Origin of the sequence: Marinobacter sp. Hex_13, from assembly GCF_001566815.1 — a bacterium.
In the GTDB taxonomy this organism is placed as follows: domain Bacteria; phylum Pseudomonadota; class Gammaproteobacteria; order Pseudomonadales; family Oleiphilaceae; genus Marinobacter; species Marinobacter salarius.
This window is the reverse complement of record NZ_LSMM01000081.1, coordinates 1-18,884: the sequence shown is the minus strand read 5'-3', so window position 1 is coordinate 18,884 and position 18,884 is coordinate 1. Positions and strand designations below refer to the sequence as shown.

Below are 18,884 nucleotides of genomic sequence, written 5' to 3'. Positions count from 1 at the left end.
AGCCAGGTGGCTTACGCCCCGGGGTTTTGCAACAGCCTGTTAGCTTTCAGACGGGCTACCCTTCAGTTCATCACTTCAGGCGATGTTGCAGTTATAGCGGATAATTCGCAGGGGCGAGTTATCCGGGTCAACCAATTGAAATGATGAATTCAGGAGTTACCGTGGATCTTAATCCCGTTAAAAAATCGTTCGAACTCGGCGGCAAGACCGTCACCATTGAAACCGGTCGCATCGCCCGCCAGGCCACCGGCTCTGTGCTGGTCACCGTAGACGACATTTCGGTACTGGGTACCGTGGTTGCGGCCAAGGAAGCCAAGCCGGGCCAGCCGTTTTTCCCGCTGACCGTCAACTACTTTGAGAAAACCTACGCTGTAGGCAAAATCCCGGGTGGTTTCTTTAAGCGTGAAGGCCGTCCGTCCGAGAAAGAAACCCTGACGTCCCGCCTGATTGACCGTCCGATTCGTCCGCTGTTTCCCAAGGGATTCATGAACGAAACCCAGGTCATCACTACGGTCATGTCCTCCAGCAAGAACCAGGATCCGGATATTGCCGCCATGCTGGCCGCTTCCGCCGCCCTGTCCATCTCCGGTATCCCGTTCGATGGTCCTATCGGTGCATCCCGCGTCGCATACACCAATGAGCGTGGCTACTTCCTGAACCCGACCTTTGAAGAATTGGAAACCTCCCTGCTGGACATGGTGGTTGCCGGTACTGAAGACGCGGTTCTGATGGTTGAATCCGAAGCCAAGGGCCTGACAGAAGACCAGATGCTCGGCGCCGTGCTCTTCGGGCACCAGGAAATGCAGACAGCGGTTACCGCGATCAAGGAATTTGCCGCTGAAGTTGGCAAGCCTCGTTGGGAGTGGCAGCCAGAAGCAGAGAACACTGAGCTTCTGAACGCTGTAAAGGCTGACTTTTCGGCCGATATCGAGCAGGCCTATGGCATCCGTGACAAGATGGAGCGCTATGCCCGCTTGAGCGAGATCAAGTCCGCTGCCGTTGAAAAACTGGCCGGAGAAGAAGAAGGTCAGCCGGCGGAAGACGAAGTGAAGAAGTATTTCGCCAAGGTTGAGAAGACCATCGTTCGCCAGCAGGTTATCGACGGCAAGCCTCGTATCGACGGCCGCGACAACAAGACCGTTCGCCCGATCGAAGTGGAAGTTGGCGTTCTGCCCAGCACCCACGGCTCTGCCCTGTTCACCCGTGGCGAGACCCAGGCCATCGTAACCACCACGCTCGGTACCGCGCGTGATATGCAGATCATCGATGCCCTGGAAGGTGAGCGTAAAGACCCGTTCCTGTTTCACTACAACTTCCCTCCGTACTCCGTTGGCGAAGCTGGCCGTGTGGGTACGCCGGGTCGTCGTGAAGTTGGTCACGGCCGTCTGGCCAAGCGTGGTGTGGCAGCGGTTATGCCCACCATGGAAGAATTCCCGTACACCATCCGTGCGGTATCAGAGATCACTGAATCCAACGGCTCCAGCTCCATGGCGTCTGTCTGTGGTTCCAGCCTGGCACTGATGGATGCGGGCGTGCCCATCAAGGCGCCGGTGGCCGGTATCGCCATGGGTCTGGTCAAGGAAGGCGACCAGTTCGCGGTTCTGACCGATATCCTGGGTGATGAGGATCACCTCGGCGATATGGACTTTAAAGTGGCGGGTACCTCTGAGGGTATCACTGCTCTGCAGATGGACATCAAGATTCAGGGCATCACCGACGAGATCATGGAAATTGCGCTGGATCAGGCCAATGCAGCACGTCTGCACATCCTGGGTGAGATGGCCAAGGTTATCTCTGCGCCGCGCAAAGAGCTTTCCAGCCGCGCGCCGAGCATCACGACCATCAAGATCAACCCGGAGAAGATCCGCGACGTTATCGGCAAGGGCGGTTCCACTATCCGCTCCATCTGTGACGAGACCGGTGCTTCCATTGATCTGGATGACGATGGCAACGTGAAGATCTATGCCGACAATCAGGATGCGGCCAATGCTGCGATGAAGCGGGTGATGGAAATCACTGCGGAAATCGAAGTTGGCGCTATCTACAGTGGTCGCGTTGAGCGCATCGTGGACTTCGGTGCCTTTGTTAACATCCTGCCTGGCAAGGATGGTCTGGTGCACATTTCCCAGATCTCCGAGCGTCGCATCGAGAACGTGACTGACGAGCTGAGCGAAGGTCAGGAAGTTCTGGTGAAGGTTCTGGATGTGGACAACCGTGGACGCGTGAAGCTGTCCATGAAGGAAGTGAAGGAAGGTGAGCAGCCGACGGATCTGTCCGCGCTGTAAGGCTCTGCCTTCGACAAAAGCCCGCCGCTCTCCGGAGTCTGGCGGGTTTTTTTGTTTTCAGGCCTTCAACTCTTGTGAAGCGCCCGTCGCAGACAGGCTTTCAAAACACGCCACGTAAATACGTCCCTGTAGGGCTCGGTCGCGCCATCCCTGGCGCTCCACGGTTTTGCAAGCCTGTCTGCGACGGACGCCCAGGCTATTTACTCGCCTTCCATAAATTCCAGAACTTCATCCTGATAACCCGGAATCACAAAGGTTGAGGCGTGGGGCGTATCCGTCTGCAAGAACGTTTTGGGTTCTTCTGCTGCCTCGTACAATCGCTTCCCATGGTGAAACGGGATAATCCCGTCCCGAACACTGTGAATCACCATCACTGGAACCGGGCTGATATCACCGATGCGTTCGTAAGCCTCGTATTCGTCAGTGATCGTCCAACTCAATGGAATCTGCAGTGGCCAGGTGAGCCAGAAGTCGCCAAGTTTTTCACGGGCAATGGCGCGGAAGCCGGAGAAGGTGCCGTCGAGGATCACGCCGTCCAGGGGTGGTTGCTCGTCCCGCTTTACCCATTCACTGGCCAGGGCGGTTCCCAGTGCGCCACCCAGGCTCTGACCCAGAAGGAACAGGGGCTGGCTCTGTACGTCCGGCTGGTCAACCAGCCATCGCAGGCCGGTCTCTGCGTCGTGCAGGGTGCCTTCTATGTCCGGTGCGCCAGTAGAGCGCCCATATCCCCGGTAGTCGATCAGGAAGACGTTGTAGCGCTTCTCAGGGAGCCAGGCGACGTTCATGATGTGGCTGCTGATGTTCTGGGCGTTGCCGTGAAGGAAGTAAACAGTACCTTTCGGTTCGGAGCTGGCGGGGAGCCACCAGCCGTGGAGGGTTTCTCCGTCGGGGGTTTCCACGAACACATTTTCGTAGTCCAGGTTCAGGCGGTCGGGAGTGATGTAGGTGACCTGGTCCGGATAGAAGAACACGCTGCTGCAGCCGGTCTGCAGCAGCAGGGTAAACGCGGCGGTGAGGCCGGCTAGTGTTCTCAGAGTTGTCAGAAGTAGGCGTGGAGTCCGAGTTGCCATGTGCTGCGGTACCTGTCGTAGTGGTCTTCACGGCTGAATTTTCCGAACAGGCTGAAGTCCCGTTCGAGGTGCCAGTTGCCTTCCAGGTAGGCCTGATCCTGTCGGTGTTGGCTGCTGACGATCCAGGCTTTGGTTTTCACTCCGCCCAGAAGGCTGAACTGGTTGTTCTGATGCAGTATACCCAGGTCGGCGCCGGGGGCGGCGTCGTAGCCGCGTCGCAGGTCGTCGTCGATTTCCAGGTCGGCAGTGGCCATGGCGAAGGCTTGGGTGCCGGGTGCCAGCTGCCAGCTGCCACCGGCGCCGCCCTCCAGGTAGGGGGTGAATACGCGGTTGGTTTCGGTGTCAGTGCGGCGGCCGCCGAAGCCGACTTGCCAGGACAGCGGCGAGAAGAACTGGTTGCGCGGCGAGAGTGAGCGGATTTCCACGCCGGTCAGCTGTTCAATCTGTACTTCGTTGTTGTCCGTGTACAGGCGGGCATCCAGTCGTAGGAACTGGAGCTGTGCTCCGCCACGGTAGCCGGCGGGTGGGTCAAGTATATCGTGATAGGCGGGGCGTAACGTGAGTTCGCTGAAGTTGCGGTCACCCATGCGCCCGCCGCTGACGCTGGCGCGAAAGGTGTCATGGCCCTGGTCGTCCCGGATGGCAGGCTCAGGGGGGCTGTCCTTTATCGCGACTCCGCGGATCTTGCTGCGTTCCCTTAGCAGGTCATAGGAGAGTGGGGCTGCATGTTCCCTGGGCCAGCCCTCGGCTTCGCTTTGGTAACGAACATAGTCGTAGGTGGCGTCCAGCACCCGCGCACGCGGTTCATCGCTCAATGCCTGTACCTCGGGTGCATCGGCATCCACATAGCCGTTGGCGATGGCGGCGGCGAGTGTCTGATGGTCGTCGGGCAGAGCGTCGATGCGGTGGCTGACGTTGGTCGCCGCAGAAGGTCGGTAGTAGACGGAGTCGACGAGTCCCTTGTCGACAACCCATCGCACCGTGTCTGAGGGAATGGCATGGGTGCCGACTTCCCCCAGCAGGTCGGTGCCGGGCCGGGCGACGTCGATCAGGGCCAGCAGGCGGTAGGCGCAGTTCTCGTCAAAAAAGTAGTAATCGAAATTGCGCTCGCGTATCTCCCAGGTATGGGCGAGCATCATGTCCACTTCCGCCTGGGTGAGGTTGAGTGTGTACTCCCACAGGTCCCGGTGCTCAATGTCGGAATAGAGGCGAATTTTTTCGTAGTAGGGCTGGATGGAGGTAATGCCCGGGTAGCCACCAAAAATGCCCTTATAGGCGAACAGAATTTCGCTATCGTGGGCGGCCGCATCGGCGGCGTAAGAGATGGTGTTGGCCAGGATCAGGTTCGTTTCCTCGTCTTCCCTGGGCGGGTCCAGTCGCAGGAACGTATGGCCAAACATGGACGACGGACTGTTCAGGTAGGACGCGGCAAATACCAGTGTCACGGTTTTGGTATTCAACTCGTCGGTCCATTCCTCGAAAGCGGGGCAACTTACGGGTTGCCCGGGCAGGTCCAGTTGCGCCCTTAGCCAGCGGTCCCGTGCCGGGAATCGGCAGCGCGCGTGTTTATTCCCGCCTCCGGGCTGGGTGATGGCCGCGAGTGTGGCTTCCAGTTCCGCCTTTGGTGAGGTTTTGCCGTTATCGCTGAGGTAGAAGGCATCGTCGTCCGCCTGACCGGTGTAGCCGTCGCCGAAGCGGTCGGGTTGGTAATGGAGCAGGGTCAACCACGCAGGATTCTGATGTAGGTTTCCGGTGTCGGGGAGCGATGTTGCAAATGCATTGAAACAGGATGCTAGCCATATAGGGGCCAGGGCGAACCGAAGCAAAGTGCGCATGGATGGTCAGTCAATTCCGGGTTAGGCGACGGGTGGATGGTGAGACATTCGTTGCGCCGTCCATGGCGCGCAAACTCCTTTTTCTTCGCGCCCGAAGATCAGGCGGCTACGTACTTGCTCAGCGTATCGTTCTGCTCCAGCAGGGCTACGATGGCATCGACAGCCTCGCCAGAGGTGGTGTCGGACGATGGGAAGATGGTTGCGAAATTATCCTGCAGAACTTTGCGGAAAGAGTCGCGATCCGCTTCGTCCACACCCAGCAGTACGGCCAGGGTGTCCAGGTTTTCGCCGGAGCCACGGGACATGTCGCGGGCAACTTTATCGATGTTGCTGTCCATGTACATGGCCATGGATTGCACGGACTGGTTGGTCTGACAACCCAGGGTACCGGTGGTCATACCAAACGTCTGGTTACCGAAAGTACCGTTGGTGGTTGCCGCCAGAACGTGGGGGGCGATGCCTGACTGTCCTTTCCAGATCATTGCACCAACGCCGCAACCAGGCTGAGCGAAGGCTAGGGTAGAAGCACCCATGAGCAGTGCACCTGCGATGAGTTTTTTCATTATCCACTCCTTGTTTGATTTAGCTGTCGTCGCAAACGCGCCATGCCCACCTGAAAGGGTCCCGGAGCCGGCGCGCTAACGGCCCTGACTGATTTCCCGTGGAGACAGGTCGACCGTTGACTCTGAGTATAGTTGAAATATCAGGAAGGCAAATTACAAAGGCGCTGAGTGATTGATTTGGCCCGCAAAGTCAAAAATGTGATCATGTGTTCATATTTCTAAATCGGCTAAAAAATGTTCTTTTGTAATGATCTTGTTATATAGAACTTGTTTGGGTATAGTGCGCGCGGCCATGAAGGCTTGTACACAACACATGGAGATTGAGTTTTGAAAAAAGTTCTTGTCGCATCATCACTGATTCTTGCTGGCGCACTGACTGGCTGTTCCTCACTGAACACCAGCGCTCCCTCCCTGCCGCTGTCTGGCTCCGTTGCTACCGACGTTAAGGCTGACATCGAAGTAGGCGAGAAGATCACCGGTCAATCCTCTGCAACCAAGGTTCTGTTCTTTACCCTGGGTGCTGAAACTGAATACGCTGATGGCGTTGCCTACTCTGCCGGTGGTAACGGTGGAAGTGCACTGCCTTTCGCTCTGCCGAACCCGGTTGAAGCTGTTAAGGCGGCTGCTGCCTACAACGCCATTCAGGAATCCGGTGCTGACGTGATTGTCGCTCCGCGTTACACCGTCAAGAAAGACGATTACGTGGTATTTGGAACCATCAACGTATCCGTTGAAGGTTACAAGGGCACCATCAAAAGCGTTAAGTAAGCGATTGCTTAATGCCAGGTGTTACAAAAAAGCCGGAACATGACACCATGTTCCGGCTTTTTTGCGTTTAGGTACGCCGTTCTAGCGGTGGGTGGCTATCTCATCAACCACCGAGGTAGGCATTCTGAACGTCCGGGTTGGCCAGCAGGTTTTTCCCGGTATCGTGCAGGCGGATACGTCCGGTTTCCAGCACGTAGCCTCGGTCCGCCAGGTTCAGGGCCTGATGCGCATTCTGTTCCACCAGGAACACGGTAATCCCTTCCTCGCGCAGCTTTCCGATGATCTCGAAGATCTGTTTGATCACCAGTGGAGCCAGCCCGAGGGAGGGCTCGTCCAGGATGATCATGTTCGGTTTGCTCATCAGCGCCCGCCCGATGGCCAGCATCTGCTGCTCGCCGCCCGACATGGTGCCGGCACGCTGATGTTCCCGCTCCTTCAGGCGCGGGAACAGTTCGTAGACGTGGTCCTGGCTTTTGCGGATTTCCGACTTGGTGTTGAAAAAACCGCCCATGTGGAGGTTCTCTTCAACGGTCAGGCCGGAAAACACGCGCCGGCCTTCGGGCACGATAGCAATGCCCGAGCGCATGATGTTCGATGTGAGATCACGGGTGATGTCCCGACCCTGGAGAATCACCCGGCCAGAGGTGGCCTGGGGATTCCCGCAGACGGTCATCAGCAGCGTGGTCTTGCCGGCGCCATTGGCACCGATCAGCGACACGATCTCACCTTTTTTCACTTCAACAGAGACACCGTGAAGTGCCTCGATCTTGCCGTAATGGGTATGGACGTCTTCTAGTACAAGCATGGTTATTCCTCAGGCCTCACCCAGATAGGCTTTGATGACATCATCGTTGCGGCGAATCTCATCCGGTGTGCCGCTGGCCAGGGGGCGCCCCTGGTTGATCACATTGATGCGGTCAGAGATATCCATCACCAGGCTCATGTCGTGCTCAATCAGCACCACAGACACGTTGTAGTCTTCCTTCAGACTGATAATCAGCTGGTTCAGGTCTTTGGTTTCGGCCGGGTTCAGGCCTGCAGCGGGTTCATCCAGCATCAGTAGCTTGGGCTCGGTCACCATGCAGCGGGCGATCTCAAGACGGCGCTGCTGGCCGTAGGCCAGGTTGCCGGCTTCCCGGTTCGCCATATCCGTCAGTCCCACCCGGTCCAGCCAATAGGCGGCGCGGTCCAGCGACTTTTGCTCTTTCTCCCGATAGTTCGGGGTATTCAGTATGCCGGAGAGCAGATTGGTGTTGAGGTGGCGATGTTGCGCCACCAGCAGGTTCTCCACCACCGTCATACGGCTGAACAGACGCACGTGCTGAAAGGTTCTGACCAGGCCAAGGCGGGAAATCTTGAAGTCCGGCTTACCCTGGATTTCACCTCCCTGGAACAGGATCTTGCCACCAGTGGGCTTGTAGAAACCGCTCATGCAGTTAAACACGGTGGTTTTGCCGGCTCCGTTGGGGCCGATGATAGCGACAATCTCATGTTCCTGTACGTCCAGCGACACCTGATCCACCGCCAGGAGCCCGCCAAAGCGCATCGACAGATTCTGTACTTCAAGCATTATCCGTCACTCCTGCTTTTTCAGTTCAATGTGGATGCGTCGCATGGGCAGCAAGCCCTGCGGGCGCCAGACCATCATCAACACCATGGCCGCGCCGAAGATCAACATCCGGTACTCGGAGAACTCCCGTGCCAGTTCCGGCAGTATGGTGACCGCGATCGCAGCGAGGATGACTCCCATCTGGGAGCCCATGCCGCCCAGTACCACAATCGCCAGAATGATGGCCGATTCCAGGAACACAAAGGATTCCGGGCTGATAAAGCCCTGCTTGGAGGCGAACACCGTACCGGCAAAACCGGCGAAGAAAGCACCGATGGTAAAGGCGGAAAGCTTCACCGCAGTTCGGTTCAACCCCAGGGATTTGGCTGCAATCTCGTCTTCGCGGAGGGCTTCCCAGGCACGGCCTACCGGCATCCGCATCAAGCGGCGAATAGCGATAGCGGTAATGACGGCCAGTACCAAAGCGATCAGGTACAGGAAAATCACCTTGTGCTCACCGCTGTAGGCAATGCCGAAGGTTTCATGGAACGACGTATTGCCTTCCTCCTTCACCCGGCGGCCGAATTCCATGCCAAACAGAGTAGGGTCGGGAATGCCGCCGATGCCATTGGGGCCGCCCGTCAGGTTGGTCATGTTGTTAAGCAGGATGCGGATGATTTCCCCAAAACCGAGTGTGACGATGGCCAGGTAATCCCCTCGCAGTCGCAACACCGGAAAGCCGAGAACCAACCCGAACAGGGCCGCAAGCAGGGCACCGATCGGCAGGGCAAACCAGAATGAAACGCCGTAATACTGAGACAGCAGGGCAAAGGTGTATGCACCGACGGCGTAGAAAGCGACGTAGCCCAGGTCCAGCAGGCCGGCGAGGCCGACAACCACATTCAGGCCCAGGGCCAGCATGACGTAGATGAGCACCAGGGTAGCCAGATCCACCGCGCCACGGGAGGCGATAAAGGGCCAGATAAGGGCGCCTATGATCATCAGCGTGAGCAGGGCCGATTCCAGTTTCAGCCGCTTGCTCTGCTCCATGGGCTTGCGGTTGGCCAGCGGGTTTGCTGCGGGCAGCTGCCGCAGTGAGCCCATCAGATTGTCCCGGAACAGCTGGAACAGGAAGACAATAACCGCTGCCAGCAGTACGCCGATGACGGTAGACGTCTCGGCCCCTTCAAGGGTAACCGTAGTGCCTTCGCTGGCCAGGTTGAATCCCAGAATGGGGTACGAAATGATCAGGGTGACAATGGCGCAAAACAGCGCGTGTTTCAGGTTATGAGCAGCCATCAGATCTTTTCAACCTCCGGTTTGCCAAGCAGGCCGGTGGGTTTGAACAGCAGGATCAGGATCAGCAGTCCGAAGGAGACAACGTCCTTGTATTCGCCGCTGAGGTAACCGGAGGTCATGCTCTCGGCAACCCCTAGAATCAGCCCCCCAAGCATGGCGCCCGGAATGCTTCCGATGCCCCCCAAAACGGCGGCCGTAAACGCCTTCAGTCCCGCAATGAAGCCAAACAGCGGATCGATGGAGCCGTAGTACATTCCCAGCAGAAGGCCTGCGACCGCGGCCAATGCAGCACCAATGACGAATGTGGCTGAAATGATGCGGTTGGTGTCTATGCCCAGCAGGTTGGCCATTCCAAGGTCTTGGGAAACGGCCCGGCAGGCGCGGCCGATGCGGGAGCGGGATATGAACAGGGAGAGTATTGTCATGCAGATCAGTGTGGTGATGAAGATGGTGACTTGCATGTAGGAAATCGAGGTCTGGAACGAATCTTCGGCACCGAACCGGAATCCGCCTTCAATCAGCGCAGGAAAACCGATGTTGCGTGATCCCTGGGCCAGGTGGACGTAGTTCTGGAGGAAGATGGACATGCCGATGGCAGAGATCAGCGGAATCAGGCGGTGCTTTCCTCGCACAGGGCGGTAGGCCACCCGTTCCACGGCCCAGCCCATGGAGCTGGAAACGATCATTGCGCAGACCAGCGCCACGATCAGTATCAGTGGCAGCCAGGCGATACCCAGTGCGGCAAGGCCGGTAATGGCGATCAGGGCCGTGTAGGCGCCGATCATGTAAATTTCACCATGGGCAAAGTTGATCATGCCGATGATGCCGTAAACCATCGTGTAACCGATGGCGATCAGGGCGTAGGTGCTCCCGATCGTCAGCCCGTTAATGAGCTGCTGAATAAAATACAGGAGGTCTTGCATCTGTGTGGGACTCCGATAGCCTGCCCCTTCCTCTGCACACAGGCACAGCCCGGGGTACCGGGGGGACTGAATACAGGATCAACAGGGGCCTAGAAAAACACCTTCTCCCGGATCGCGGTGAGAAGGTGCTCTCATAATTACCGTTTGTTAACGATTGCGGCTTAGTTTACCGGAGTTTTGCTGCCATCTGAATGCCATTCGTAAACAACAAACTCAAACGATTCCATATCGCCTTTGTTGTCGTACTCAACGGTACCGATTGGCGTCTGGAATGTGCCTGCGCGCAGCGCTTCGGCCACATCGAATGGGTCAGTTGATTCGGCGGCTTCAATGCCATCGGCAATCAGCTGTACAGCGGTGTAGGAGGTCAGTACGAAAGGACCGGAGGGATCTTCGCCTTTCTCTTCAAAGGCCTGAACCAGTTCCTGGTTTTCGTCTTTTTCATCGAAGCTCGGCGGCAGTGTAACCAGCAGCCCTTCGGCTGCCTCGCCGGCGATGGTGTTGATGTCTTTGTTGCCCACGCCTTCCGGGCCCATGAACGTGGCGTCCAGGTCAGCCTGTTGCGCCTGACGCAGGATCAAACCGAGTTCCGGATGGTAGCCGCCATAATAGACGTAGTCCACATCAGCCTGCCTGAGCTTGGTCACCAGCGATGAAAAGTCCTTGGCACCAGCGGTAATGCCCTCAAACATGGCCACTTCAACACCGGCTTCTTCGAGGGTGTCACGAACGGCGGTCGCAATGCCTTCACCGTACTGTTGCTTGTCGTGAACAACGGCAACACGCTCGGGCTTCTGGCTGATCAGGTAATTGGCGGCAACCGGGCCCTGCATGCTGTCCAGACCGATAGTACGGAAGACCAGTTCGTAGCCACGCTCGGTAATGTCCGGGCTGGTTGAAGCTGGCGTCACCATCAGGATGCCTTCGTCCTCGTAGATGTCGGAAGCGGGCTGGGTGGAGCTGGAGCAGAGGTGCCCGACCACGAAGCGCACGCCTTCGTTGACCATGTTGTTGGCAACTGAGACGGCCTGCTTGGGATCACACACGTCGTCCTGTTCGACGGCTACAAGTTTCTCTCCCATAACACCGCCATTGGCATTGATCTGTTCGATCGCCATGCGGGCGCCAGAGAACTGCATATCACCGTACTGGGCGACAGGGCCGGTCATCGGCCCTGCGATGCCGATTTTGATTTCGGCAGCGGCTTGGCCGGCGCCCATCACGGCAATGGATGTTGCAACAGCGGATACGAGTTTCTTGACTGGTGTTCTCATTGGGTCTGTCCTGTTTTGTGTCAGGGTTTTTCTTATGTTCTCAGCGATGTAAACAAACACCACACCTGCCACCTTGTCAAGCAGGCAATGCCAGTGAATGTGACGGAACGCTGACGGTTGTTTTTCCAATCATAGGCGAGCAAGGAGCGTGCCGGCCTGTCGTGTCAGGCGTCAGACTGCTCCCCGTCGTCCGTGAAAATCAGTTTCCGGAAACTGTCGTGATCCCTTAACTGTTCAAAGCTGGGGTCAACGGAGGCGTCGTCCTTGTATGCTTCAGAGATATTAATCGCCTTTTGCAGCGTCGTCACGGCATCGTCCCAACGACCGATCTCGGCGTAGGCGCAGGCCAGCTGATAGTGCGCATGGCCGTTTTCAGGGGCCAGTTTCAGGGCGCGCTGGCAAAGACTGATCGCCCACAGTGGCTCCTGCATTTCCAGCACCGCATCGGCCTTGTAACTCAGTGCCTCCACGTCGTCAGGCCGAAGATCCAGGATCGTATCGTAGGCAGAAATCTTATTCTGCTGGGAGGTTTCCTGGCTGGCTTTCAGCCAAAGGGAGTGCACTTCGTTGGTGCGTTCGATCTCGGCCTGGTTCTGATGAATGATGTCGGATTTCTGCCTTAACTGGTCCTCGATGAATTCCAGGCGCTTTTCATATTCAACGACCAGTTCATTGACCCGCTTCTCGGCAAGGCTGGTGAGCTGGTTGCGCATGTCGCGAATCGAATTCCAGCCAATGACCACGAGAATGGAGGTGGCGCCAGCGATCAGGTAGAAGAAGTAGGTAACGGTGTCGGTGGCGTACGACATGGTTTTGTCGGCCACCGAGAGTTCCTTGTCGACAACCTTCTCGATCAGCTCGGCGCGGGTGTTCATCATTTCCTTGCGCAGTGCTTTGGTTTCCTCCAATAGATACAGCTCAACAAACGGCGTGTACATGGGTTCTTCCGCGGTATCGATTCGCTGCTGGACATCCTCGGCGGTCAGGTTCTCGCCGGGCTCCTGAGCCGTGGTGGCAGAACTGAATAGCAGTGCGATCAGGCATGAAGCGAGGGCGGTTGTCAGGCGCTTCCCGGAAGAGCTTTGCAGGATAAGATTATGTACTCGGGTGTTCATTGGGCCGTGTCCGTTGTGCGGAAATTCAACAAGGGGGTGACCTTAGCATAGTGGTTGGCGGAAGAATGCGAAAATTCGTAAAAGGACTGGCAGGTCAGTGGAATACACCGCGGTGGGTGTGGTGACTACTGCTTGCAATCTTGGGAACAAAGACCTCTAATGCTTAGTGTTATAAACAATTCGGCAAATCGAAGCGGAGTGTTGCGTTGAACAATTACGAAGAGGTTTTGGTGGCGTTGCGTCGGGTGATTCGAGCGACTGACCTGCATTCCAAACGCCTTAGCAAGCACGCGGGGCTGACCGGCCCGCAATTGCTGATTATGCGCAGCATCCGTGACCTGGGCGAGGTCACCATCGGAACCATCGCCGATAAGGTGAGCCTGAGCCAGGCAACCGTGACCACGATTCTTGATCGGCTGGAGCATCGTAAACTGGTTTACCGTGTTCGCAGCACCCAGGACAAACGCAAGGTTCATGCGCATCTGACGAGTGAGGGCGCGGAAATCCTATCGCGGGCGCCGAACCCGCTTCAGGAAGACTTCACACGGAAGTTCCAGAGCCTGGCAGAATGGGAGCAGACCATGATTCTGGCTTCATTGCAGCGGGTGGCCAATATGATGGACGCGGATAATATCGATGCAGCCCCGATGCTCACCGTAGGGTCGGTGCTGAAGGATGATGGCTGGAAGGCCGATGACAAGTCCTGAGACGATGGCACCGGCTTCAAGGATCATTCCGGCATTTTTGCATTAATCTCAATGGATTGGTACCAGGCTGCCAGATCAGAAATCTGTTGATCAGTCAGGTTCCTGGCGACCAAAGACATCATCTCGTGTTCCCGTTTGCCACTGCGAAACGCTTTCAGCTGTTTCTCAATATACATCTGGCTTTCGCCCGCCAGGTTTGGTGCTATCGGGATCTTGGCTATTCCGTCCAGACCATGGCAGGTCTTGCACTGGGCAGCGAGTTTCCGCCCCTCTGCGGGGTCCGCGCCTTGGGCCGCGGGGCTCATTGCGAGAAAAGATGTCAGAACCGCTATTGTTGAAAACGTTGCTCTGACTTTTCTTGTCGCATGATGTCTCCAGGGAGCTGGGGGCTCCCTCCCCGTTGTTGGCATCATGAGCCGGAACCTGTGTAAGCGATTCTGTATACTGCCCCGGCCAAATCATCCGAAACCAGTAATGAGCCATCCTTCAGCTGTGCCACATCCACCGGCCGGCCCAGGTACTCACCATTTTCATCCAGCCACCCCTCGGCGAAAGGCACGGTTTCTCCATTAACATTTCCTTCGGCGTCCACCGGCGTGAACATGACCCTTGCTCCGACTGGAACGGTCCTGTTCCAGGAGCCATGTTGCGCGGAGAAAATCCCACCCCGATATTGCTTCGGAAACATTTTTCCGGTGTAAAACATCATGCCCAGGTTGGCCGCATGTGCGGTAGTTTCGGAGACTGGGAACACTACCTCTACCGGCACTTCCTCGCCCTTGTATTCGTTGGTGCGAACATCACCGCCTCCGTACCAGGGATGGCCAAAATGCTGGCCCATGGCGGTCTGGCGATTGATTTCTCCAGGTGGGATGTCGTCGCCCATGCCGTCGACCTGATTGTCCGTAAACCACAGATCGCCGGTGGTGGGGTTAAAGTCCTGCCCTACAGAGTTGCGGACACCACGTGTGTAGATTTCACGATCGCTGCCATCCTGATTTACCCGGATGATCCCGCCAATGCCCCATTCACTGAACGTCTCCAGGTGCTCCTTGGGTGCAACATTGTAGGGTTGGCCCAGCGAGATGTAGAGCTTCCCGTCCGGGCCAACGTCGCAGACCCGGGCAGTGTGGTTGTAACTGACGAACTGTTCAGGGATTAATTCGCCCCCCGGGATTACCTCTGAAGCGACAACATCGCCGCCTTCAAAGAAGAATTCCGCTGCCGGATACGCCAGTACCCGGTTCTGCTCCGCAATGTAGAGTACGCCCGTAGGCGAAAAACAGGGGCCGTTGGGTACGGATTTGGCCAGCGACGGTGCGAAGTTCTTTACCTCATCGGCCACTCGGTCTTTGTCCCGGTCAGTCATTGCCCAGACTTCGGTTTTACGGGTTCCAACAAAGGTGACGACACCCTGGGGGCCAACCGCCATGTGCCGCGCATCGGGCACCAGAGCGTAAAGGCTGATTTCAAAGCCCTCAGGGAGTTTTATTTTCTGCAGAGTCTTGCGAATAGCATCGGCGCTGTCGCTTTTCTGGTCGATCACAGTGAACTCGGCTTTCCCGGTAGTCTGGAAATTGCCAAGCTTCTTGAGACTATCGTCAGATTGGCTGTAGGCGAAGGGGATGAAAGCAAGGCCCGCGGCCACGCACAGGATCGAGTTTTTCTTGTTCATTGTTTTACCACTCTCTTTAACTCAGGAGTCGGAAACCGGTGACCTGGCGCCACCGGAGATTGCTTTTCGTCCATATCAAAGCGAGTAAAGTCAAGGGCTGAACAAGCGTCAAGGCAGTCTTGCAGTGGTCAGACCAGTAATATCAGTGGACGCTCGATCCCTTGCGGGGTTTGTTCCCGAAACATACCTGAAACACGTCGTTGTATTGCTTGGCGAAATTCACCGTCAGCCCTTCCTTCAGGTAGTCGGGCAGCTCCTCATAATCCCCCCGGTTCGCCTCCGGTAAAATCAGGTTGCTGATTTTCTGGCGTCTGGCGGCGATGACTTTCTCGCGGATACCGCCAACCGGGAGCACCTGGCCGGTGAGGGTCAGTTCGCCAGTCATGGCGAGGTTCTGCTGTGGTGACTCGCGACGGGCGATGGAAAGCAGCGCGGTGGCCATGGTGACGCCGGCGCTGGGGCCGTCCTTGGGGGTGGCGCCTTCGGGGACGTGCAGGTGCACGAAGGATTTGTCGAAGAAGGTGGGGTCACCTTTGAATCGCTTGAGGTTTGAAGAGACAAAACTGTAGGCGATTTCGGCGGACTCTTTCATCACGTCACCCAGTTGCCCGGTGAGTTTGAAGCCACGCTGACTGCTGTGTATGCGTGAGGCTTCGATGCTCAGGGTGGCGCCGCCCATGGCGGTCCAGGCCAGGCCGGTGACCACACCGGTGCCTTTCAGGGATTTCTCTTTGCGGAAGGCTGGCTGTCCCAGGTAGGTTTGTAGGTCAGAGACGCCGACCTTCACGGGTTCGTCCGGCTTTTCCAGCAACCTCACAATGCCCTTGCGGATGACTTTGTGCAGCAATTTTTCCAGGCTGCGGACGCCCGCTTCACGGGCGTAGCCTTCGATGATCTGTTTGATGGCGGCGTCGGTGATGTTCATCTGCTTCTTTAGCAGGCCTGCCCGTTTCAGTAGTCGCGGCATCAGGTGATGCTTGGCGATGTCGAGCTTTTCCTCGGTGATGTAGCCGGACAGGCGGATGACGTCCATGCGGTCCAGCAGGGGCCGGGGAATGGTGTCGAGTTGGTTGGCGGTGCAGATGAACAGGACCTTGGACAGGTCCATGCGCACGTCCAGGTAGTGATCCAGGAATTCCCGGTTCTGTTCCGGGTCCAGTGTTTCCAGCAGGGCAGAGGCTGGGTCTCCCTGGAAGGAGGCACCGATCTTGTCAATCTCGTCCAGCATGATCACCGGGTTGGACACCTTCGAGTCTTTCAATGCCTGCACGAATTTGCCAGGCATGGCGCCGATATAGGTGCGGCGGTGGCCCTTGATTTCAGCTTCGTCACGCATGCCGCCCACGCTGAATCGATAGAACTCACGGCCGAGGGCGTCGGCGACGGAATGGCCGATGGAGGTTTTACCCACGCCAGGCGGGCCCACCAACAGGAGGATGGAACCGCTGACTTCGCCCTTGAAGGTGCCTTCGGCAAGGAACTCGACGATACGGTCTTTCACGTCGTCCAGCCCATCGTGGTCACGGTCCAGGATGCGGCGGGCTTCGGTCAGATCGAAATGATCCTCCGAGGTCAGGCCCCAGGGCACCTGGGTCAGCCAGTCCAGGTAATTGCGGGTGACACCGTACTCCGGTGAACCCTGCTCCAGAACCTGCAGTTTCTGAAGCTCGTCGTCAAAGCGTTCCTGAACCTGTTCCGGTGGGTTAAGGCTTTCCATGCGCTCGCGGAAACGCTCGGCGTCGGCGGTTTTGTCGTCCTTGGCCATGCCCAGTTCGCGCTGGATGACCTTGAGCTGTTCTTTCAGGAAGAACTCACGCTGGTGCTTTTGCACCTTCTCGTTCACTTCTTCGCTGATTTCGCTTTGCAGGCGGGCGACCTCCTGCTCTTTCGCCATCAACAGCAGCACTTTTTCCATGCGCCGCAGGAGAGGAACCGTGTTGAGCACTTCCTGCAGTTCCTGGCCCGGGGCGCTGGTCATCGAGGCACCAAAGTCCGCCAGGGGAGAGCTGTCATCCGGCCCGAATCGGGACAGGTATTGCTTCACTTCCTCGCCGTAAAGCGGGTTGGTGCGCAGCAGCTCCTTGATGGAGCTGATGATCGCGAGGGTATAGGCTTTCAACTCGTCGGCGGCTTCTTCCGGCTCGTCCGGGTATTCCACTTCCACCAGGTAGGGTGGCCGGCGCCGAAGCCATTGGGTGATGCGAAAACGCTGCAGGCCCTGGGCAATGAACTGGACTTTGCCGCTTTCGCCCTGGGCGTGATGGACGCGCACGGCGCAGCCTACGGTTTCGAGCTCCTCGCTGCCGGGAATACCCTGTTCAGGATCGCTGTCTTCCACAAAGCATATACCCAGTACCTTGTGGTCGGTTTCGCCTACACGCTTGAGGGTTTCCTGCCAGGGGTTCTGGTTAACCACAATCGGCTGCACCTGGGCGGGGAAGAACGGCCTGTTCGACACCGGTAACACGTACATGCGGCGAGGCATCTGCTGTTTCGGCAGCACCAGGCTTTTGCTGTTCTCGTCCTTGCCGATGTACTCGGTCAGATCTTCTTCGGCAGCATCAAAAGAGTCGTTGCGGTTGTCGTCGTTCATGCCGTACACGCATCCTCCAGGAAATTTGATCCGGGCTGTCGCCCCGGCCCTATTGCCTATGTAACGGCAAAGGGGATTATTTCAAGGCAGGTGGCGGTAATTGCCGTTATCGTGCAGAGCCTGCGGCAAAACCTTGAATTTCGACTCTCAGCCCCCAATACCAACAACAATCCGTTAATGACATTTCAGGAAATCACTTTCAGGTGCCATCCATGAGCAACTCGCCGTACGTTTTCGAAGCCACCATGGACAACTTCCAGCAGGATGTGATGGAAGCGTCCTCCAAAACGCCCATATTGATTGATGTCTGGGCGGAGTGGTGCGCCCCCTGTAAGCAGTTGATGCCGTTGCTGGAAAAGCTGGCGGAAGAGTATAAGGGCGGCTTCATGCTGGCCAAGGTGAACGCCGACGAGCAGCAGCAACTGACCGGCAGCCTGGGTGTGCGCAGCCTACCCACCGTGATCCTTGTGAAGGATGGCCAGGCAGTGGACGGCTTTAATGGTGCCTTGCAGGAGAGCGAGATCCGCAAGGTCCTCGACAAGCACATTGACATGCCGGAAGACGAAGAGGCTCCTTACGATAAGGCTCACCGACTTTGGGAAGAAGGTGATGTGGAAGCTGCGTTGGCCGTGTTAACCGAGATGAACCGTAACAACCCGGATGATCTGAAGGTACTGATCGACCTCGCGCAACTGAAGGCGGAGCTGGGTGATCTGGAAACCGCCGAGCAGGTGCTGGAAAGCCTGCCGCCGGAAGAAAAGATGCAGCACCAGGCCAAGCAGCTTGCGGCCCGGCTGAAATTCCTCAGAGCGTCAGCCGAACTGCCCCCCATACACGAACTGGAAGATGCACTGGATAAAGACCCGAAAGATCCTAATGCTCTGCACTTGCTGGCGCTGCATCACATCCTTCAGGAAAACAACGCCGAAGCGATGGAATTGCTGATTCGCCTGATGCGGGTGGACAGTAAGTACAAGGATGAAGTGGCGAAGACCACGCTGATTGAGCTGTTCGATAAACTGGGTAACAACAATGCAGATGTGCGTACCTATCGGCGTAAGCTGTATACGCTGATGCATTGATGCGCAGGGAAGGCAGTTCTGGAAGGAGGGGCCCGCGGTGGGCCCCTTTTTTATGGTTCATCGCGGGTTAGCGTGAAAAAGTAGGAGACGGCGGTAAAACCGGTTAGTTTTGAGTTCGCCAAAACAACAAAATTAGCCAATCCACC

16 protein-coding genes are annotated in these 18,884 nt (G+C 57.1%); 4 read left to right on the top strand and 12 right to left on the bottom strand.

Annotation, left to right across the window (positions count from 1 at the left end; all coding sequences use genetic code 11):
* Positions 1-161 precede the first annotated feature (161 nt).
* Positions 162-2,285 carry a polyribonucleotide nucleotidyltransferase gene (gene pnp, locus AXW11_RS19030; RefSeq protein WP_075194320.1) on the top strand — a complete coding sequence of 708 codons (2,124 nt, stop codon included), beginning with the start codon at positions 162-164 and terminating at the stop codon, positions 2,283-2,285.
* A 200-nt stretch (positions 2,286-2,485) separates the two neighbouring features.
* Here the strand turns inward: pnp and AXW11_RS19025 are convergent, their stop codons facing one another.
* The 3 genes from AXW11_RS19025 to AXW11_RS19015 form a co-directional block, all read right to left on the bottom strand.
* The gene (locus AXW11_RS19025; protein WP_091642839.1) at positions 2,486-3,355 is read right to left on the bottom strand and encodes an alpha/beta hydrolase; all 870 of its coding nucleotides are present in this window, start codon (positions 3,353-3,355) and stop codon (positions 2,486-2,488) included.
* Positions 3,325-5,190 (bottom strand): Lnb N-terminal periplasmic domain-containing protein, encoded by a 1,866-nt coding sequence (locus AXW11_RS19020; protein ID WP_091642842.1) that lies wholly within the window; start codon positions 5,188-5,190, stop codon positions 3,325-3,327. Before AXW11_RS19020 ends, AXW11_RS19025 begins: the two co-directional genes overlap by 31 nt.
* A gap of 98 nt (positions 5,191-5,288) precedes the next feature.
* Positions 5,289-5,753, bottom strand: a complete 465-nt coding sequence (locus AXW11_RS19015; protein ID WP_007153094.1) for a DUF3015 domain-containing protein — start codon at positions 5,751-5,753, stop codon at positions 5,289-5,291.
* A gap of 327 nt (positions 5,754-6,080) precedes the next feature.
* On the opposite strand from AXW11_RS19015, the gene AXW11_RS19010 reads away from it, so the two are divergent.
* Complete coding sequence (locus AXW11_RS19010; protein ID WP_036208584.1) at positions 6,081-6,521, top strand: hypothetical protein; 441 nt, start codon at positions 6,081-6,083, stop codon at positions 6,519-6,521.
* Between the two features lie 103 nt (positions 6,522-6,624).
* Here AXW11_RS19010 and AXW11_RS19005 read toward each other — a convergent pair whose 3' ends face one another.
* The 6 genes from AXW11_RS19005 to AXW11_RS18980 all read right to left on the bottom strand — a co-directional run bounded on the left by AXW11_RS19005 (position 6,625) and on the right by AXW11_RS18980 (position 12,681).
* A complete protein-coding gene (locus AXW11_RS19005) occupies positions 6,625-7,326 on the bottom strand; it encodes an ABC transporter ATP-binding protein (RefSeq protein WP_007153092.1) in 702 nt (233 codons plus the stop codon).
* A 9-nt stretch (positions 7,327-7,335) separates the two neighbouring features.
* Entirely contained in the window at positions 7,336-8,091 is a 756-nt protein-coding gene (gene livG, locus AXW11_RS19000; protein WP_036208587.1) for a high-affinity branched-chain amino acid ABC transporter ATP-binding protein LivG, read from the bottom strand.
* 6 nt (positions 8,092-8,097) lie between these two features.
* On the bottom strand, positions 8,098-9,369 hold the full coding sequence (locus AXW11_RS18995; RefSeq protein ID WP_036208590.1) for a high-affinity branched-chain amino acid ABC transporter permease LivM: 1,272 nt from the start codon (positions 9,367-9,369) through the stop codon (positions 8,098-8,100).
* A complete protein-coding gene (gene livH / locus AXW11_RS18990) occupies positions 9,369-10,292 on the bottom strand; it encodes a high-affinity branched-chain amino acid ABC transporter permease LivH (RefSeq protein ID WP_036208593.1) in 924 nt (307 codons plus the stop codon). Before livH ends, AXW11_RS18995 begins: the two co-directional genes overlap by 1 nt.
* 161 nt (positions 10,293-10,453) lie before the next feature.
* Positions 10,454-11,566, bottom strand: a complete 1,113-nt coding sequence (locus AXW11_RS18985) for a branched-chain amino acid ABC transporter substrate-binding protein (protein WP_036208596.1) — start codon at positions 11,564-11,566, stop codon at positions 10,454-10,456.
* Between the two features lie 164 nt (positions 11,567-11,730).
* Positions 11,731-12,681 carry a TPR end-of-group domain-containing protein gene (locus AXW11_RS18980; protein WP_091642844.1) on the bottom strand — a complete coding sequence of 317 codons (951 nt, stop codon included), beginning with the start codon at positions 12,679-12,681 and terminating at the stop codon, positions 11,731-11,733.
* Positions 12,682-12,887: 206 nt separating this feature from the next.
* Here AXW11_RS18980 and AXW11_RS18975 point away from each other — a divergent pair, with 206 nt between their 5' ends.
* Positions 12,888-13,388: a MarR family winged helix-turn-helix transcriptional regulator gene (locus tag AXW11_RS18975; protein ID WP_036208599.1), complete on the top strand. Its 501-nt coding sequence runs from the start codon at positions 12,888-12,890 to the stop codon at positions 13,386-13,388.
* A 23-nt stretch (positions 13,389-13,411) separates the two neighbouring features.
* On the opposite strand, the gene AXW11_RS18970 is transcribed toward AXW11_RS18975, so the two are convergent.
* The 3 genes from AXW11_RS18970 to lon all read right to left on the bottom strand — a co-directional run bounded on the left by AXW11_RS18970 (position 13,412) and on the right by lon (position 17,656).
* The gene (locus tag AXW11_RS18970) at positions 13,412-13,693 is read right to left on the bottom strand and encodes a c-type cytochrome (RefSeq protein ID WP_052479669.1); all 282 of its coding nucleotides are present in this window, start codon (positions 13,691-13,693) and stop codon (positions 13,412-13,414) included.
* A 104-nt stretch (positions 13,694-13,797) separates the two neighbouring features.
* Complete coding sequence (locus tag AXW11_RS18965) at positions 13,798-15,063, bottom strand: PQQ-dependent sugar dehydrogenase (protein ID WP_036208602.1); 1,266 nt, start codon at positions 15,061-15,063, stop codon at positions 13,798-13,800.
* A 142-nt stretch (positions 15,064-15,205) separates the two neighbouring features.
* Positions 15,206-17,656 carry an endopeptidase La gene (gene lon / locus AXW11_RS18960; protein WP_091642863.1) on the bottom strand — a complete coding sequence of 817 codons (2,451 nt, stop codon included), beginning with the start codon at positions 17,654-17,656 and terminating at the stop codon, positions 15,206-15,208.
* A 212-nt stretch (positions 17,657-17,868) separates the two neighbouring features.
* Between lon and trxA the strand changes: the two genes are divergently transcribed.
* Entirely contained in the window at positions 17,869-18,738 is an 870-nt protein-coding gene (trxA, locus tag AXW11_RS18955) for a thioredoxin (RefSeq protein ID WP_091642847.1), read from the top strand.
* Positions 18,739-18,884 lie beyond the last annotated feature (146 nt).

Coding starts and splice junctions, on each gene's coding strand:
- AXW11_RS19025 (WP_091642839.1), bottom strand. CDS start 3,355: ATGGCAACTCGGACTCCACGCCTACTTCTGACAACTCTGAGAACACTA.
- AXW11_RS19020 (WP_091642842.1), bottom strand. CDS start 5,190: ATGCGCACTTTGCTTCGGTTCGCCCTGGCCCCTATATGGCTAGCATCC.
- AXW11_RS19015 (WP_007153094.1), bottom strand. CDS start 5,753: ATGAAAAAACTCATCGCAGGTGCACTGCTCATGGGTGCTTCTACCCTA.
- AXW11_RS19005 (WP_007153092.1), bottom strand. CDS start 7,326: ATGCTTGTACTAGAAGACGTCCATACCCATTACGGCAAGATCGAGGCA.
- livG (WP_036208587.1), bottom strand. CDS start 8,091: ATGCTTGAAGTACAGAATCTGTCGATGCGCTTTGGCGGGCTCCTGGCG.
- AXW11_RS18995 (WP_036208590.1), bottom strand. CDS start 9,369: ATGGCTGCTCATAACCTGAAACACGCGCTGTTTTGCGCCATTGTCACC.
- livH (WP_036208593.1), bottom strand. CDS start 10,292: ATGCAAGACCTCCTGTATTTTATTCAGCAGCTCATTAACGGGCTGACG.
- AXW11_RS18985 (WP_036208596.1), bottom strand. CDS start 11,566: ATGAGAACACCAGTCAAGAAACTCGTATCCGCTGTTGCAACATCCATT.
- AXW11_RS18980 (WP_091642844.1), bottom strand. CDS start 12,681: ATGAACACCCGAGTACATAATCTTATCCTGCAAAGCTCTTCCGGGAAG.
- AXW11_RS18970 (WP_052479669.1), bottom strand. CDS start 13,693: ATGAGCCCCGCGGCCCAAGGCGCGGACCCCGCAGAGGGGCGGAAACTC.
- AXW11_RS18965 (WP_036208602.1), bottom strand. CDS start 15,063: ATGAACAAGAAAAACTCGATCCTGTGCGTGGCCGCGGGCCTTGCTTTC.
- lon (WP_091642863.1), bottom strand. CDS start 17,656: ATGAACGACGACAACCGCAACGACTCTTTTGATGCTGCCGAAGAAGAT.
- trxA (WP_091642847.1), top strand. CDS start 17,869: ATGAGCAACTCGCCGTACGTTTTCGAAGCCACCATGGACAACTTCCAG.